Here is a 14397-nt window from a genome sequence, read left to right as displayed (position 1 = left end):
TACTGGTGATATCTGTGACTATGGGCGTACAATGCCGTAAATCCTAAATATCCCAGACACGGGCAAAAATATCCAAGAAGTGTTGGGCTAGTTACACCAAACAGAGCAATAGCTAAGATAGAACATTTCTAGATAAGCAGTAAGCAAGATGTGGATAGTGTTTGACGCTTATATAACGGGCTTTGAATAAGCAGTTATATAAGCGTTTGCAGTTCTTAGTTAATTTCAAATAATTCAACATCAAAAATCAGCACTGAGCCGCCTTGGATTTTACCGGTTGAGCGGTTGCCATAAGCCAGTTGGCTTGGAATGTAAAAGCGGAACTTGTCGCCAACTGTCATTAACTGCACACCTTCGGTCCAGCCTTTAATTACTTGATTTAAAGAAAAGGCAATGGTTTGTCCGCGATCAACTGAGCTATCAAACACGGTACCGTCTATTAATGTGCCATGATAATGCACGGTCACATTACTTTGAGCTGTAGGGTGTTCAGTATTGTCACTTTTTGTCAGCACTTCATATTGTAGGCCTGATAAGGTTTGCACTACGCCTTCGCGCTTGGCATTTTCAGCTAAGAAAATATTACCCTTTTCAATGTTTTCTTTGGCGGCTTTTTGATTATTCATTTGGCTAAAAAAATAAAATACCACTAAGGCAATAACAACAACGGCTAACATCATGCGCATGTAAAATTCTCTTCGGTAATTAAAAAATTAGCTACCAAGTGTAGCCTAGTTTTCTATGGCAATATAGGTTTTGTCGGCGTTTAAAGCTTGCTTTAGGCTAAAGAGTTAATTGGTAATATTGATAGCTAATCAAAGCACTCAACACCACATTGACGATAATGCAGCCCCAATAAATTGCTTTAAAGGGCTGCTTTTGGGTTTTATGTCGAAAGTGCTGTTGGGCTAAAATGCCTGCTGGCCAGCCGCCTAATATGGCATAGCTGTAGAGTGTTTTCTCGCTAATGCGTGTTTTGGTTTGCTGGGCAACACGGTTTTTGGTCGCGATTCGTTTATCGTGCCAAGTTATGGCATAGCTAAGTATATTTATTACGATAAATGCAGCAGGTAGTAGTGGACTAAGTTGATAAACAAAGTAACCCAATGTCATAGCGCCAAGTATTAGCGCAATAATTAACCAAGCAAATGACTTCATAGTAAACAATACTCCTATTTTTACTTAGTTAGATTATGACCACAGCGTGGTCTTTGATTTATGATTGCGTTGACTTAACCATACTAACAGTTTTTCAAGCGGCCCTTGGTTAAAATATCGCAAATAGAGTGCGGCCAAGCCAAGTTGGAATAAACTAAAAATGATCGCAAAGAGCATATAATCAATTCGGTCAAAGCTAGATTGCCATTGTGGATATAAATGACGAAAAGTGATGGTGCCTACAATGGACTGCAAAATATAAAAGCTTAACGATAGTTTTCCCAAATTTTGTAGCAAGGTGAGCTTTAGTGGATTGTTTTGGCAAAGTTTTACTATGATGTGTAAATAAATTAGCGCCACAGGGAGCGCGCTAATCATCATAAACAAATTTGATAATTCGTTGAGTATTAATGAGTCAGTTAAGCTTAATCCGCTATCTATGATGGAAAAAGCGACTCCTGATATTGCCATTATTGATAATTGTGAGCGACTAAAACCACTTTCAAAATAACCTTGTTTAATTAATGCCATGCCAATTAGCATTAATCCCGTCCCGTACCAAAGCAGCGTTAATGGTGTTATTACTAACATGTAGCCGACCATCAGACCTTGCATTAATAATTGCTGAAAATAACTCCCAGTCCAAACGCTAAGTTGCTCATTAAATAAGGCTGAACCTCGATAATATGGTTCATCTTCGATAGTGAGCGTTATTAGCGAAATCATCAACAGTGCAATAGCGATAAACCAGCAAGCCTTTTGAATTAATGCGTTTGTTGAGAGTTCGTAATAATAATATGCCAGTAAACCGCATAACCCATAGGCTAATAAAATATCACCAGAAAAAATAACAATGCCATGCACTAAGCCAATGCCTATTAGCCAGTGTAATCGACTTTTTATTGGGTCAGTTGCAGCCATTGGTAAGGATGAGTATTTTTGTCGATGAATATAAATACCTGCACCAAACAGCATGGCAAATAGACTCAGAAACCGGCCTTCAAGAAACACATTACTCAGTAGCTCAATGACAATATCGGTACAGAGTTGTGGAGAATGAGGTGCATAGCCATAAAAGCTATTACCCATATAGTAGATATTTAGAAAAAAATCCCCAGTAATGCAAATCCGCGTATAGCATCAAGATTGGCTAAGCGCTGCTTTCCTATCACCCTGTTGTGCATCACATTCCTTGTTTGTTATCTGTAAAAAAGGCTATTAACTAAACTATAGCTGACCGTTGAATCATTAACTCAGTCAATAGCCTTTAGGCAGATTTTAGACGGACTACTTCTGGGGTTTTTCTGAGATCCACAGCTTGATATGTCCTTGCACAACCACAACTCCGTTGCTGTCGTATGCTTTTACATCAACTAGCATATCGCCTATTTGCCATTGTTCAGGGGTTACTTGGGCGACACATAAAATATCAGTACCAGCTTTAGCTGTGTAATCAACACTCATGCCTTTAGGGATCCAACGTAAATGAGCAGGTATGGACGCCTCCGCCATTGTGCCCATTGCCATTTCAAGGCCATTACAAATCGCAATCACGTGCACCGTACCAATGTGGTTTTGAACAATTTTGCGTTTTTTAATGAGCACTTCGCAGCGATTAGTCTCTAAGGATTTTATATGTGGATGAACAGTGCTGAAATAGGGTGCCATGCGAGACACCATTTTAGAGAATATTTTATGACCAAAAGGGTAGCCGGTTACCTTTTTGTATAACGCCATGACTTTGTTGGGTTTGTTGTTATTCATTTTTCATTGTAAGGTGTAAGTGTTCTGGTCGGATGAGATTAACACTCTGGCAACACTGATGCCAGTAGTTTGCTTACAGACATCTGGGTATAATTGCCCTAATTACCAGTTTAAAGGAATCATTTTGAAGGCGTTTATCACCTATTTAAAGGGCATGGCAATGGGAGCTGCTGATGTTGTTCCTGGTGTTTCAGGCGGTACTATTGCGTTTATTACCGGTATTTTAGACCCACTATTGGATGGGATTAAAAAAATCAATCCATCGCTTTGGAGCGTGGTTAAGTCTCAAGGAATTAAAGCCGCCTTTATGCATATCAATGGCCCGTTTTTAGCCTGTGTATTTGGCGGTATTTTGACCAGTATTTTTACCTTAGCTAAATTAATCTCTTGGCTTTTGGCAACGCATCCTATTCCGGTGTGGTCATTTTTCTTTGGCCTGATTTTATTCTCTGTTGTTCATATGTTGAAGCAGGTTAGCCATTATTCGCTGATTAAAATCTTGTTATTTGTTGCTGGTGTTGCTTTTGCTTGGGGATTACGGTACTCAATCCGATCGCTATGGACGCGACTTATATTAACTTTTTCTTTGCAGGAACCATCGCTATTTGCGCGATGATTTTACCGGGTATTTCAGGTAGTTTTATTTTGTTGTTATTGGGCATGTACCCTGCGGTACTTGCTGCGGCAAAAGGATTTGATATTGCTTATCTGATTTGCTTTGCCAGCGGTTGCGCAGTGGGCTTATTAAGCTTTAGCCATGTGTTATCGGCATTATTGCGTAAGTTTCATGATGCCACCTTGATGTTTTTAATTGGCTTAATGCTGGGTACCCTTGGCAAAATTTGGCCATGGAAACAGGTATTAACTTGGCGTGAAAATTCTAAAGGTGAACAAGTGCCTTTATTGGAGCAAAACCTGACTCCATTTGATTTTCAATCCATTACCGGCGAGTCGCATCAAATTGGTTTGGCGATTGCTTGCGCCATATTTGGTGTAGCTTTAGTGTGGGGACTTGAATTAGTCGGTAAGCAGCATACGGGAAAATCCAGTTAATTGATTGACGTTACAATATAATCCACTGACAATGAAGCAGAGCCTTGGCTCTGTTTTTTTGTATCTATCCATTCGTCATTTTTCGGTTTTTTTCTTTAAATTGAACTATTGTCATCACTAGCACGTAATTTTTTATTAGTAGTTATTTTCCGCCACAGGAGTGCGTAAATATGAATGAGCCTCAAGAATTTGTTCCTCAAAAAATCCAAATCGGTATTAGCAGTTGTTTATTAGGTAGCGAGGTTCGCTTTGATGGTGGTCATAAAAACTCTTATTACTGTGCCAAAGAAATCGCTCCTTTTTTCGAATACACCAGTATTTGCCCAGAAATGGCAATCGGTATGGGAGCACCTCGTAAAAGCATTCGCCAAATTAAAGATGGTGACATATTGTTAATTCAAAGTGCTGACGGCACCTTAGATGTGACTGCTGAGCTGCATGAATATAGCCGTAATAAAGTGCAAGAGTTAGGTTATCTAGGAGGCTATATTTTTTGTGCCAAATCGCCTACTTGCGGTATGGAACGGGTTTTAGAATACAAAAAAGGCACCAATAACAGCACAAAAACCGGTGTAGGCGTGTTTGCTAAAGCCTTGATGGATAAATACCCCTATCTGCCTGTTGAAGAAGAGGGCAGGTTGAATGATATGGTGATAAAAGAGAACTTTTTTACTCGGGTTTATGCCTATCATGATTGGCGTAATATGATCGCCTCGGGATTAACCAAGCATAAGTTAATTCAATTTCATTCACGCTATAAGTATCTTTTAATGGCACATAGCCCTAAATTGTATCGAGAACTTGGGCCGATATTGGCTAATCTTGAAGACCTAGAAGCTTCGGCTGATAGTTATTTTAAAGGATTAATGACAGCACTAAAAATTAAGGCTACCCGCAAAAACCATACAAGCACCTTGCAGCATATTCAGGGCTACTTCAAAAAGCATTTAAATGCTCGTCAAAAAGAAGAGTTGACTGATGCCATTATGAAATACCGTGAAGGCTTGCTGCCATTATTAGTGCCAATTACCTTGATTAATCACTATTTGAAAGAGTTTCCAACTGAATATATTGAAAACCAAGTGTACTTAAATCCACACCCTGAAGCCCTTAAATTACGCTATGCCTACTAAAGCGGAGCCGTATTAATGCAGCAAAATGTTAACAGTGTGGTGTGGTTTAGACAGGATCTTCGAACAAGTGATCATCCAGCGTTGGCGATGGCATGTACTTTTGCTAAACAGTACGGCAGTCAAGTTAAAGCCTTATATTTTGTTACTCCACAACAATGGGCTGAGCATGATGTTGCTCCGATACAAATCGACTTTATTGAAAGGCACGTTAATTTATTAGCTCAGTCATTGGCAAACATAGGTATTGAATTAACCGTGGTGCATTTACCTCGGTTTGCAGACATTTCTCCTTGGCTCAGCCAATTTTGTGCACAGCATCAAATAGGCGTGATTTACGCTGCCAATGAGCCAGAGTTTAATGAACGTCAACGTGATGTGGCCATCATTGAAGCAGGATTACCGTTGCATTTGCTTGACCAAGATTGCTTGTTAGCACCGGGTAGTGTGCAAAATCAAGCTGGGCAAATGTATAAGGTGTTTACTCCATTTTCAAAAGAGTGGAAAAAACAGGCGGCAAGCATTCACATTAAGCCGCTTAAGGCGGCGATTTTTGAAGCGTCGTTGCCCAAGCCAAAACCAATACATTTTGAATTGGGTGAGTTTTACCCTCATCCTGTGAGTAGCCAAATCTGGGATTGCGGTGAAGATGTTGCCAGAAACATATTAATCCGTTTTCTAAAACAAGATGTAGCCGATTATCAACTGCAACGTGACTTTCCTGCTTTAGAAGGCACCAGTCGATTATCGCCTTATTTAGCCATTGGGGCGATAAGTGCCCGTCAATGCATTACCGCAATTTTATACTATTACCCAGATGCGTTAACCAATGAGGCAAGCCCTGCCAAAACATGGTTAAACGAGCTAATTTGGCGAGAGTTTTATCGTCATCTACTGGTGGCATTTCCGCGCTTATCTCGTGGGCAAAACTTCAATGTGTTGGGTAAAAACATTCAGTGGCGCAATAATGTTGATGAATTTAATGCATGGTGCAAAGGGCAAACAGGATATCCCATTGTTGATGCTGCTATGCGACAACTTAATCAAACTGGTTGGATGCATAATCGTTTGCGTATGGTTGTGGCGAGTTTTTTAACTAAGCACTTGTTAATTGATTGGCGCTGGGGCGAAAAATATTTCAGGCAGCATTTAATTGATGGTGATCTAGCAGCCAACAACGGTGGTTGGCAGTGGTCTGCAGGAACGGGCTGCGATGCTCAGCCGTATTTTCGGGTTTTTAACCCGATGGCGCAAAGCAGCAAGTTTGATCCTGATGCGAGCTTTATCAAGCAATATGTCCCTGAAGTAGCAAATTGGTCGTTAAAGAATATCCATGAGCCACAATTTGAATCGCAGCCTTATTCATCGCCTAGTTTGTTTGAGCAAACTCAGGCGGCTTACCCTAGGCCAATTGTTGAGCATGCTATGGCACGTAAAAGGGCAATAGAAGTGCTCAGTTCACTCAAAAAGGGCGCTTAGCCCTTTTTTAATACCGATCATCATTTGCTCAAGTTCACACTTTGTAGAGACATCTTCTATATTCAAGGAATAGTCATTGATGCAAAGGTGACTTAGGCCTACACTAAAACAAGTATTTTATATGCAGCTTTTGGTGGTTATTGCTAAGAGGTGCTGTAATGAACTCTTATCAGGTGTCATTCCATGTTAAATATTGATGATCCAAGCGATGTAGATCAAATGCCAGCCATTTGGCGTTTGGGATTTAGGCCGTTTTTTCTGGGTGGGGCAATTGTTGCCGCGTTATACATTCCCATTTGGTTAATGGGTTGGTTCACACCCCAGTACAGTTTATTTAATGGCGAGTTTTGGGCGAATGTGCTTCCGCTTTGGTGGCACCCACATGAAATGTTATTTGGTTTTGCATTAGCAATTGTGTGCGGCTTTTTACTCACAGCTGCGCAAACCTGGACCAATCAACCGACCATGAAAGGCAAGTTGCTGGCGCTGACTTTTGGTTGTTGGCTAGCGGCTAGATTATTGCTGTTATTACCGATGAATATTCCGATTTGGTTGCCTGCAATATTTGATAGTCTTTTCTTAGGCATTAGCGCTGCAACCCTATGGCGCTGTATTTATAAGGTAAAACAGTGGCGTAATATTGGCTTCCCTATCATGCTGATGGTGGCGTTAATTGTTAACTTAGTGAGTTATTACGCTTTGTATCAGCGTAACTTTTCACTCTCAACTCAACTTTGGCAAGCCATGATTTGGTGGTTGGCAATGGTGATTTCCATTATGGGTGGGCGAGTGATTCCAGCGTTTACGGCAATGCGATTAAAGCTTACTAAGCCAGAACCCATTAAGGCGATTGAATGGTCATTGCTGTTGTTAATGGCTGTGTTGTTCGTGCAAGCTCTGCTGCATTGGTTACCGCGTGGACTAGAGCAGGCTGTATTGGTAATCGCTGGTGGGCTTCAGTTGATTAGGATATTGAGGTGGCAAGGCCATAAAACCTTAAAAGAGCCTATGCTGTGGTCGCTACATGTTTCCTATTGGGCATTACCTATTACCTTGCTTGCAATGGCTTGGCAAATTGACAATGAATTTGCTTATCGTACTTTATTGCATTTATTTGCGGTGGGCGGTATTGCCTCACTCTGTTTAGCGATGATTTCTCGTGTATCCCTTGGTCATACCAGTCGCAATATTTATCAAGGCCCTAATATGGCATTGGCGTTTGCTTGTATCCCAATTGCAGCATTTTTACGGGCAATTATGCCTTTGTTGATCCCTCAGTACACGGCTTCTTGGATATGGTTGGCTGGCGGTTTTTGGTTTGTGGGTTTTGGCATGTTTGTTTGGTATTACGCACCCATTTTAACCCGTCCTCGCATTGATGGTAGACCGGGTTAATACTCACTGTACGGTAAGGTTCAGTATGAATATTCAGTTTGATAAAATACATAAAAGTCACTTGTTTGCTGTTGTCGTTGGAGCCTTTTGCCTGCCTGTGTGGGCTGAAAGCGGCCTAGATCAGCAAAATCAGCAGCAGTTTCCTTCGCAGTATAATTCGTGGTTAGCCACATCCGAGCAAACCGAGAAACAAGATTTACTGGCGGCTTATCCGGCCAGCATCATCTTGTGGGCTGGTTCTTCTTTTGCTAAAGAATATAACAGCCCAAGAGGGCATCATTTTGCAGTAGCAGATGTGAGCCATATTTTGCGAACTGGGGTGTCGGTTGAGCAAGGTAAGAAGGGCTTATCGGCCAGTTGCTGGACATGTAAAACCCCTGATGCACCAAGGTTGATGCAAAAGATGGGAGTTGAAGGCTTTTCAGCGGCTAACTTTACTGATTTAGGTCCTGAAATTAAGTCAGTTGTGTACTGCAGTGATTGCCATGTTAACGGCAGTGAAAAGCTAGCCTTACCCAGACCCCATGCCCAAAATGCGATGGCTAAAATTAAACTGCCTTTTGATAAGCAAACCACCAGTATGCAAGGGGCACAAGTCTGTGGCCAATGCCATGTGACTTATTACTTTCAGCCAGAGGCGAGTAACAAGGTAAATATTCCGTGGATATTTGGTAGTACTGCTGATGATATTGAAAAGTATTATGACACCAGACGCTTTTATGAGTGGATCCATCCGATTTCACAAACGCCTATTTTAAAAGCGCGTCATCCTGAGTTTGAGCATTGGAGCCGAAGTAAGCATGCTGCACAAGGGGTAACCTGTATCACTTGTCATATGCCGCCAGCAAAAGATGACAAGGGCAATGATTTTACTAATCATAAAGTTGGCAATGCATTAGCTAGTTTTGATGATACTTGCGCAGCGTGTCATTCAAGCAAAAAAGCGATTACGGCTTCCCTTGAACGTGATAAGCAGCAGATTGACGCCAAAGCGCGTGAAGTAGAAGGTCTGTTAGTCAAAGCGCACTTTGAAGCCAAAGCCGCTTGGGATGGTGGTGCCACATGGGCATTAATGAACGACCCTATTATGGGAATTCGTCACTCACAGTGGCGTTGGGATTTTGCAATGGCGTCACACGGTTTATATGCTCACAACCCAGAAGAAGGTCATGCCTTATTAGATAAAGCCATTGAGCAGGTGACCTTATCACGCACCTTATTAGCGCTGATCTTAAAACAAGTGGGTGTTGATAAAGTGGACTACCCAGATATCAGCACTAAAGAGAAAGCCCATGCTGTTATTGGGTTTGATAAGGATGGCGCCCAAAAAGCTAAAGATGACTTTATCAAACAGCAAGTCGATAAACACTGGCAACCGGTTGCCCTGCATGGTTATGAGCAATAACGCAGTTTCATTCCACAGTAAAACATCGACGTGAATCAAACAAAAAGCGCTTAACCTTAGTTAAGCGCTTTTTGTTTGATCTGAACTTATCAAGCTGGCGTATTCTAATGTAACAATTTTCTACTACTATCTTATTGTCATATAAGGCATTGTATTAGCTACGTTGCAAATGTATGTCGACAAGTTTGTTACTTACGGAGTCCTTATGGCTGGTGTGTCTACCTCAAGCACAAAGATTGAGTTTGACCAATCTAATTCATCTAACAACGCAGAGTTGTCGCCAGCTCAGTTTAGTACAGCGGAGAGCTCACACTCTGAGCAATCAACTACTATTCCGTTGATCATTGAACAGTTTATCGCCTTATATCAAAAGCTAAATAAAGATAACTTACATTTATTATCAGACATTTACGCTGTAAATATTACTTTCCGTGACCCCTTGCATCAAGTGCAAGGCCTTGAGGCATTAACTGATTACTTTGCTAACCTTTACAGTAACATTAGCTTTATTGAGTTTGATATTACCGAGGTATTTCATAGCCCATCTCAGCAGCAGGTATCGCTATTTTGGACCATGCGCTACGCCCATCCTAAACTGAATAAAGGCCAAGCTATTCATGTCGATGGCATGAGTAAGTTACAGTATAACGATAAGATTTTTTACCATCGCGATTACTTTGATGTGGGCCAAATGTTGTATGAAAAAATACCATTTTTGGGTGGTTTAATCAGCATGATAAAAAAGCGGATAGGATAATGGCGACGATAACTCAAGCGGTGTTAATCACCGGAGCGACATCCGGCATTGGTTTAGCGACAGCTAAATATTATCTCACCCAAGGCTATCATGTTATTGCTTGTGGGCGTAATCAACAGGCACTGGATGAGCTAAGCGGTTGTTACGGACTGGTATTTGATGTCACAAAAGTCGATGAAATTAAGCAAGCTAGTGTCACCTTGCAGCAATATTTACAGCGCCATCAATTACCTTTAACTCAAGTCATTTTAAATGCTGGTAGTTGTGAATACATTGATGATGTGATCCAGTTTGATGCCGATTTATTCGCAAGGGTTATCAACACTAATTTAATTTCCATTGGCTACTGTATCGAAGCATTTTTACCTTTAATGGCCGCAAACAGCCAACTTGGATTAATGAGTTCAAGTGCCACCTATTTACCCTTTCCCCGAGCGCAAGCCTATGGCGCATCAAAAGCGGGGTTAAGTTATCTAGGACGTAGTTTACGTGTCGATTTAGCATCAAACTCGGCCCGCACATCAGGTATTGGCGTGAGTGTGATTTGTCCGGGTTTTGTGAAAACACCTCTTACAGACAAGAATGATTTTGCCATGCCCATGCGTATAACAAGCGAACAAGCTGCAATAAGAATTTTCAATGGTATGGCTAGCCGAAAGTTTGAGATTCACTTCCCAAGACGTTTTACCTGGCTACTTAAACTTGTGTCGTTACTACCCGAAAAATGGTTAGTTTCCATGCTGAAAAATAGCAATAAGTAATGGTCTTTAATAAGCATAACCATACTAAAAAGAATGATAAATAGGATTCAATATGAAGAAGATAGCAGTAATCGGTACCGGTATTTCAGGCTTAACTTGTGCGCATTTATTGAGTCAAGAGCATCAGGTAACGGTATTTGAGGCCAATGATTACATCGGAGGCCACACTGCTACTGTTGATGTGGAGGTCGCGGGTAAAAGTTATGCGATTGATACAGGCTTTATTGTGTTCAATGACCGCACCTATCCTCGATTTGAAAAGCTGATGGATAAACTAAACATTGAGTCAATTCCCACTGAAATGAGCTTTAGTGTTCATAATGCGTTTAGCGGGCTGGAATATAATGGCCATAACTTGTGGAGTTTATTTGCACAACGCCGAAACATATTTAAGCCCAGTTTTTATCTGTTTTTAGCGGAAATTGTGCGTTTTAATAACGCTTGTAAAGCGATTTATGAAGCAGACGATTACCCACAATTAACCTTGGGACAATATTTGGACGAAAATAAATTTAGTCCATTTTTCTGCGAACATTATATTTTGCCAATGGGCGCTGCTATTTGGTCTGCAAGTATTAATGATATGCGTGCGTTTTCATTACGTTTTTTCATTCGTTTTTTTCAGCATCATGGTTTATTAAACATTAACGACAGACCACAATGGTATGTGCTTAAAGGTGGTTCACGTAGTTATATTCCAAATTTAACCGCGCCATTTAAAGATAATATTTTGCTAAATAGTCCAGTGACCGCTATTACCCGTGAAGATGAGGGGGTAAAGGTCCAAATTGCTAATGGCGAATGGCAATTTTTTGATGAGGTGATTTTGGCCTGTCACAGTGACCAAGCCCTAGCGATGCTTAGCGATGCAAGCCAAGATGAACAAGAGATACTATCAGCGATGGAATATCAAAATAATGAAGTGGTATTGCATACCGACATTAATTTATTACCTAAAAGACCTGCTGCATGGGCTAGTTGGAATTACCGCCTTGATGGTGATAACGAGTCGGATATGGCTAATCGTCCCGCTAGCGTGACCTACAATATGAACATTTTGCAATGTTTACCTAAAGATGCGCCAACCTTTTGCGTGACCTTGAATCAAACAGATTTGATTGACCCAGCTAAAATTTTACGCAGCTTTAATTATGCTCACCCCGTATTTAATGAGGCCAGTATGGCGGCGCAAGGGAAACGCGATGTAATCTGTGGCAAGCGCCATACGTATTTTGCCGGCGCATATTGGTATAACGGCTTTCATGAAGACGGTGTTCACAGCGCAGTGGATGTATGTAATAAATTTGGTATCAACCTATGACCGAATTGGCGAGCTTAAACAGTGGTATTTACCAAGGAAAAGTAAGCCATAGACGTCATGTGCCCAAAAGACATAGCTTTGGTTATGACATTGCGATGATGGCTTTGGACTTAGATGAAGTTCCGCAGTTATTACAGCTAAGCCCATTATTTAAAGCTAACAATGCGCTGCTTACCTTCAAAGCTCAAGATTATCTTAATGATACAGCAACTCAGTTCGGGGAAGATTTTATTGCAGTAGAGTTGCTTACTGCAACCGGTGACATCATGTTAGATAGCCAAGCTTTAAAGCAACGGGCATTAACAATAGTGGCCAAATTAGGTGGCCAGCAAAGCTGTAATAAGGTCATTTTTAGTGGTCAAATTCGTCACTTTGGTTTTTATTTCAGTCCGGTTAACTTTTTCTTTTGCTATCAAGATGATATACCGCTATATATGATAGCAGAGGTAAGTAATACCCCATGGAATGAGCGTCATTGTTATCTGGTTGATTTGAATCAGACCACTCATACCGATAAAGCGTTTCACGTGTCGCCATTTATGACCCTTGATATGCATTACTTGTGGCGAATTTTACCTCCAACACATCGGCTAAAGGTTAGCATTGAAAATCGCAATCAATATAACGATAAGTTGTTTGATGCGACGATTGCGTTAAAAAGAAGCCCGTTTTCAAAAGCAAACCTTCGTAAGTTTGTTATTGGTTATCCATTGATGACATTGAAAATAGTCAGCGGGATTTATTGGCAGGCATTAAAGATATTTGTAAAACGGATCCCATTTGTGAGTAAGCAAGTCAAGACTTCGGCTTCTTAGTCAAATAAAACACAAACCTTTAGATGTATTGAACCAAGTTACCGCTTAATGCGTATAAAATTTTCATAAATGCAAATAAAAAGGTATCGGAGCTTAGACATGGAAAATACGGCAACAAGCACCAATATAGCTCAAGCAACGCTGTCTGACAGTTTAGCCCAAAAAGTACTTATCAAAGCGCTGGCACATCTTACTGCTGGCCAATTAACCATTGTAGATGGTCAACAATCATATGTGTTTGGTGATAAAAGCAGCGTTCTTCATGCAACCATGCAAGTGATGCATCCAAGTTTTTATCGACAAGTGGTTTTTTCAGGTTCAATTGGTGCTGGAGAAGCCTACATTCAAGGGCATTGGTCTAGTCCTGATTTAACTAAAGTAGTGCAAGTTTTTGCACGCAACTTGGCCCTGCTCGATAACATTGAACGCTATTTTTCTTGGTTTAGTAATGGTCTAAACCGTATTAAACATCTTTTTAATCGAAACTCTCAACAAGGCTCTAAGCGTAACATATTGGCCCATTACGACTTGGGAAATGATATGTACAAAGCCTTCTTAGATCCTGAAATGATGTATTCAAGTGCCATTTATCCAAGCCAAGAGGCCAGTTTAAATGATGCGCAAATCCATAAATTAGATACCATATGTCAGCGTCTTGATTTAACCCCAGGGCAAAGCTTATTAGAAGTGGGCACTGGTTGGGGAGCTCTGGCCATTTATGCTGCAAAACACTATGGTGTATATGTTACAACCACCACCATCTCTGATGCGCAATATGACTATGCAGTAGCACGAGTTAACGCTGAAGGCCTGTCAGACAAAATCACCTTATTAAAGCATGATTATCGCGAGTTAACGGGTGAGTATGATCGCGTGGTATCGATTGAAATGATCGAAGCTGTAGGGCACGAATACCTAGCTGGCTTTTTTGAGAAACTACAGCATTTACTCAAACCAGAAGGTAAGTTACTGATTCAGGCAATTACCATTGCAGATCAACGCTATGACAGCTATCGTAAAAGTGTCGATTTTATTCAGCGCTATATTTTCCCCGGCGGTTGTTTGCCATCGGTGAGTGAAATGGCGCGCCATATTGCCAATAAAACCGATATGGTGATTTGGTCTCTGGATGATATCGGCCTTGATTATGCAAAAACATTGCAGCACTGGCATCAAAACTTTGATGCGGCTAAAGAGCAGATTAGTCAATTAGGCTACGGTGAAGACTTTATTAGAATGTGGAAGTTCTATTTAAGTTATTGCGAAGGTGGCTTTTTAGAGCGCACAACCAGCACGGTGCATTTAACTGCTGTTAGACCAAAATATCGCATCACATCAATCTAAATATTGGGAATGACA

Annotated in this window: 13 protein-coding genes and 1 pseudogene; 10 read left to right on the top strand and 4 right to left on the bottom strand. The window is 40.9% G+C overall.

Annotation, left to right across the window (positions count from 1 at the left end; all coding sequences use genetic code 11):
- Positions 1-215: 215 nt before the first annotated feature.
- The 4 genes from HBH39_RS13285 to HBH39_RS13270 form a co-directional block, all read right to left on the bottom strand.
- Positions 216-686, bottom strand: a complete 471-nt coding sequence (locus HBH39_RS13285) for an FKBP-type peptidyl-prolyl cis-trans isomerase (RefSeq protein WP_167679035.1) — start codon at positions 684-686, stop codon at positions 216-218.
- Between the two features lie 97 nt (positions 687-783).
- Positions 784-1158: a DUF1294 domain-containing protein gene (locus HBH39_RS13280; protein WP_167679033.1), complete on the bottom strand. Its 375-nt coding sequence runs from the start codon at positions 1156-1158 to the stop codon at positions 784-786.
- A gap of 33 nt (positions 1159-1191) precedes the next feature.
- Entirely contained in the window at positions 1192-2247 is a 1056-nt protein-coding gene (locus tag HBH39_RS13275; RefSeq protein ID WP_167679031.1) for a DUF418 domain-containing protein, read from the bottom strand.
- 198 nt (positions 2248-2445) lie between these two features.
- Positions 2446-2922, bottom strand: coding sequence for a hotdog fold domain-containing protein (locus HBH39_RS13270; RefSeq protein ID WP_167679029.1), 477 nt, complete (start codon positions 2920-2922; stop codon positions 2446-2448).
- Positions 2923-3046: 124 nt separating this feature from the next.
- Here HBH39_RS13270 and HBH39_RS13265 point away from each other — a divergent pair.
- The 10 genes and pseudogenes from HBH39_RS13265 (at position 3047) to HBH39_RS13220 (ending at position 14382) form a co-directional block, all read left to right on the top strand.
- Positions 3047-3975 (top strand): annotated as a pseudogene (locus tag HBH39_RS13265) (DUF368 domain-containing protein).
- A gap of 170 nt (positions 3976-4145) precedes the next feature.
- Positions 4146-5108, top strand: coding sequence for a YbgA family protein (locus HBH39_RS13260; protein ID WP_167679027.1), 963 nt, complete (start codon positions 4146-4148; stop codon positions 5106-5108).
- Positions 5109-5123: 15 nt separating this feature from the next.
- Positions 5124-6584, top strand: a complete 1461-nt coding sequence (gene phrB / locus HBH39_RS13255; protein ID WP_167679025.1) for a deoxyribodipyrimidine photo-lyase — start codon at positions 5124-5126, stop codon at positions 6582-6584.
- A 183-nt stretch (positions 6585-6767) separates the two neighbouring features.
- Positions 6768-7979 carry an NnrS family protein gene (locus HBH39_RS13250; protein ID WP_167679023.1) on the top strand — a complete coding sequence of 404 codons (1212 nt, stop codon included), beginning with the start codon at positions 6768-6770 and terminating at the stop codon, positions 7977-7979.
- Positions 7980-8004: 25 nt separating this feature from the next.
- On the top strand, positions 8005-9384 hold the full coding sequence (locus HBH39_RS13245; protein WP_167679021.1) for an ammonia-forming cytochrome c nitrite reductase subunit c552: 1380 nt from the start codon (positions 8005-8007) through the stop codon (positions 9382-9384).
- Between the two features lie 331 nt (positions 9385-9715).
- Positions 9716-10141 (top strand): nuclear transport factor 2 family protein, encoded by a 426-nt coding sequence (locus tag HBH39_RS13240; RefSeq protein ID WP_244325806.1) that lies wholly within the window; start codon positions 9716-9718, stop codon positions 10139-10141.
- Positions 10141-10902, top strand: a complete 762-nt coding sequence (locus tag HBH39_RS13235; protein WP_167679017.1) for an SDR family NAD(P)-dependent oxidoreductase — start codon at positions 10141-10143, stop codon at positions 10900-10902. The genes HBH39_RS13240 and HBH39_RS13235 overlap by 1 nt, the downstream gene beginning before the upstream one ends.
- Before the next feature lie 52 nt (positions 10903-10954).
- Entirely contained in the window at positions 10955-12223 is a 1269-nt protein-coding gene (locus tag HBH39_RS13230; RefSeq protein WP_167679015.1) for an NAD(P)/FAD-dependent oxidoreductase, read from the top strand.
- Positions 12220-13038, top strand: a complete 819-nt coding sequence (locus tag HBH39_RS13225; protein WP_167679013.1) for a DUF1365 domain-containing protein — start codon at positions 12220-12222, stop codon at positions 13036-13038. The genes HBH39_RS13230 and HBH39_RS13225 overlap by 4 nt, the downstream gene beginning before the upstream one ends.
- Before the next feature lie 99 nt (positions 13039-13137).
- The gene (locus tag HBH39_RS13220; RefSeq protein ID WP_167679011.1) at positions 13138-14382 is read left to right on the top strand and encodes an SAM-dependent methyltransferase; all 1245 of its coding nucleotides are present in this window, start codon (positions 13138-13140) and stop codon (positions 14380-14382) included.
- The last annotated feature ends 15 nt before the right edge of the window (positions 14383-14397 follow it).

The organism is Shewanella aestuarii (genome assembly GCF_011765625.1).
GTDB classification, from domain to species: Bacteria; Pseudomonadota; Gammaproteobacteria; order Enterobacterales; family Shewanellaceae; genus Shewanella; species Shewanella aestuarii_A.
This window is presented reverse-complemented; position numbering and strand designations above follow the sequence as displayed.

What these genes read in the sequence shown, in the direction of transcription:
- HBH39_RS13275 (WP_167679031.1), bottom strand. Translation starts at nt 2,247, where the DNA reads ATGGGTAATAGCTTTTATGGCTATGCACCTCATTCTCCACAACTCTGT.
- phrB (WP_167679025.1), top strand. Translation starts at nt 5,124, where the DNA reads ATGCAGCAAAATGTTAACAGTGTGGTGTGGTTTAGACAGGATCTTCGA.
- HBH39_RS13245 (WP_167679021.1), top strand. Translation starts at nt 8,005, where the DNA reads ATGAATATTCAGTTTGATAAAATACATAAAAGTCACTTGTTTGCTGTT.
- HBH39_RS13280 (WP_167679033.1), bottom strand. Translation starts at nt 1,158, where the DNA reads ATGAAGTCATTTGCTTGGTTAATTATTGCGCTAATACTTGGCGCTATG.
- HBH39_RS13230 (WP_167679015.1), top strand. Translation starts at nt 10,955, where the DNA reads ATGAAGAAGATAGCAGTAATCGGTACCGGTATTTCAGGCTTAACTTGT.
- HBH39_RS13225 (WP_167679013.1), top strand. Translation starts at nt 12,220, where the DNA reads ATGACCGAATTGGCGAGCTTAAACAGTGGTATTTACCAAGGAAAAGTA.
- HBH39_RS13270 (WP_167679029.1), bottom strand. Translation starts at nt 2,922, where the DNA reads ATGAATAACAACAAACCCAACAAAGTCATGGCGTTATACAAAAAGGTA.
- HBH39_RS13250 (WP_167679023.1), top strand. Translation starts at nt 6,768, where the DNA reads ATGTTAAATATTGATGATCCAAGCGATGTAGATCAAATGCCAGCCATT.
- HBH39_RS13260 (WP_167679027.1), top strand. Translation starts at nt 4,146, where the DNA reads ATGAATGAGCCTCAAGAATTTGTTCCTCAAAAAATCCAAATCGGTATT.
- HBH39_RS13285 (WP_167679035.1), bottom strand. Translation starts at nt 686, where the DNA reads ATGCGCATGATGTTAGCCGTTGTTGTTATTGCCTTAGTGGTATTTTAT.
- HBH39_RS13235 (WP_167679017.1), top strand. Translation starts at nt 10,141, where the DNA reads ATGGCGACGATAACTCAAGCGGTGTTAATCACCGGAGCGACATCCGGC.
- HBH39_RS13220 (WP_167679011.1), top strand. Translation starts at nt 13,138, where the DNA reads ATGGAAAATACGGCAACAAGCACCAATATAGCTCAAGCAACGCTGTCT.